Genomic DNA, 1842 nt, shown 5'->3' on the forward strand with positions numbered 1-1842 from the left:
CCCTCCCCTCCCTCACCACACCCACATGCGATCACACAGAGTGAGGAGTCTTGCGATGGGATCGTCTGACAGCGGCCGGCCGGCCGCCCCGCCGCTGCGGGGCCTGAGTGCCGACGGCCGCCGCCACCAGGCCCAGCATCCCGGCCACTGCGCAGCCTGCGGGCACAACGACCACGGCCCGCTCGTCGCCGACGAGGGTTACGCGCACTGCCCGTCCTGCGCGGAGCTGGGCCGGCAGCGACGGAAGGCCGACCGGGCCATCGCCGCGAACCTGCGGGCCGGCCGGGCCCGGCCCTACGACGCGCCGAACACCCCCTACCGGTCCTGCGCCCGGTGCGCCACCCCCGGCCCGCTGACCGCGACCGCCCGCGGCGACGTGTGCGCCGACGGCTGCATCCCGGCCGGCCGCTGATGCCCCGCCCGACCCCACCGCCGGCAGGCGACGAGCTGGCGCAGTACCGGCGCCGCCGGGACCGGATCCTCGCCGCCCACGGCCCGCTCACCGTCCGCCAACGTGACCAGCTCGCCGCCGTCAACGCCCGCATCACCGCACTCGGCGGCTGATCCCACCCCTACACCCGGAAGGAACCCGACCCGATGCCTCCTGAAAGAGCGTTCCTGACCGCCGACGTGGCCGCCCTGGCCGTCCGCGACGGCGTCACCCATGTGCTGGTGATCCGCCGCCGGTGGGCGCCGTCCGAGGGCCAGTGGGCGCTGCCCGGCGGGCATGTCGACCCCGGCGAGACCGTGGCCGCCGCCGCCGTCCGCGAACTCTCGGAGGAAACCGGGCTGACCGTGCCGGTGATCTCCCTGACGCCGGTGGGGGCGTACTCCGCCCCCGGCCGGGACCCGCGCGGCCGATACGTCACCGTCGCGTTCCTGCTCTGGCTGCCCGACACCATCGGACCGGCCGCGGCCGACGACGCCACCGACGCCCGGTGGATCCCCGTCCATACCGCGACCGGCCTGGCGTTCGACCACGACCGCATCCTCACCGACGCGCTCAACAGCGCCGACGTCCACATCCGCTGACCCCCACCCCGCATCCCACCCGGAAAGGAATCCCTGTCATGGCTCGTACGAAGGCCCGGATCTGCTCCGACTGCCACGGCACCGGGAAGATCGGCAAGAAGCTGTGCCGTGCCTGCAACTCCTCCAGTGCCATCGGTGATGTGGCCGCCGGTGCCGCGCGCCGCGCGGCCAACCGGCTCAACGGCCGCGCCATCAAGGTCACGGAGATCGGTGTCATCGAGACGAACCGTGGGCGACGCAGCACCCGTGCCAGCACCGGCGTCCCCGGCAGCGCGCCCCGCGCGGCCTGCGCCTGCGGCGCCACCGAATGGCTCTACCACACCCCCCGCGGCAAGACCGTCTGCATGCGCGGCCACGGCTGCAACACCTGACCGGCCATCACTTCACATCCTCGAATCCCCAGAAAGGATCATCATGGCAAGCCGTGCGGAAAAAATTCTCTCGGACGCTAGCCGGGCGGGAGCCGAGAAGGCTTTCAAGGCGCAGAACGAAGCCCGAAAGAAGGAACTCGACAAGCTTGAGAAGCAGCTCGCCGAAATCATGGAACGTACCGGCGGTTCCCCGGCAGGAAGTGACCGCAAGGCCGCAGAGAAGATCTCCGAGGAAATTGCCGACCTCGAAAGTTTGATCACGTTCTGAGGCTGCAACCGCAAGCGCTGACCCGGCCGATCCCACCCCTTCACCACATCGAGAACAGGACTGGCCATGCCTCGCCCCCGTAGCCCCCGCCGGCACACCCGCGCGCAGCTGCGCGCGGGTGTGCCGGCGGGGGCTACGGGGGCGAGGCATGGCCAGTCCTGTTCTCGATGT

At 71.6% G+C, this 1842-nt stretch carries 5 protein-coding genes; all 5 read left to right on the forward strand.

Annotated features, from left to right (window positions below):
- Positions 1-55 precede the first annotated feature (55 nt).
- The 5 genes from AB1460_RS37205 to AB1460_RS37225 are packed head-to-tail and all read left to right on the forward strand — an operon-like array spanning position 56 to position 1671.
- Complete coding sequence (locus AB1460_RS37205) at positions 56-412, forward strand: hypothetical protein (protein ID WP_368967230.1); 357 nt, start codon at positions 56-58, stop codon at positions 410-412.
- Complete coding sequence (locus AB1460_RS37210) at positions 412-564, forward strand: hypothetical protein (RefSeq protein ID WP_368967232.1); 153 nt, start codon at positions 412-414, stop codon at positions 562-564. The genes AB1460_RS37205 and AB1460_RS37210 overlap by 1 nt, the downstream gene beginning before the upstream one ends.
- Before the next feature lie 33 nt (positions 565-597).
- Complete coding sequence (locus tag AB1460_RS37215) at positions 598-1032, forward strand: NUDIX domain-containing protein (protein WP_368967234.1); 435 nt, start codon at positions 598-600, stop codon at positions 1030-1032.
- Positions 1033-1070: 38 nt separating this feature from the next.
- Entirely contained in the window at positions 1071-1403 is a 333-nt protein-coding gene (locus tag AB1460_RS37220; protein ID WP_368967235.1) for a hypothetical protein, read from the forward strand.
- Between the two features lie 43 nt (positions 1404-1446).
- The gene (locus AB1460_RS37225; RefSeq protein WP_368967237.1) at positions 1447-1671 is read left to right on the forward strand and encodes a hypothetical protein; all 225 of its coding nucleotides are present in this window, start codon (positions 1447-1449) and stop codon (positions 1669-1671) included.
- The last annotated feature ends 171 nt before the right edge of the window (positions 1672-1842 follow it).

Origin of the sequence: Parafrankia sp. FMc2, from assembly GCF_041008525.1 — a bacterium.
Classification (GTDB): domain Bacteria; phylum Actinomycetota; class Actinomycetes; order Frankiales; family Frankiaceae; genus Parafrankia.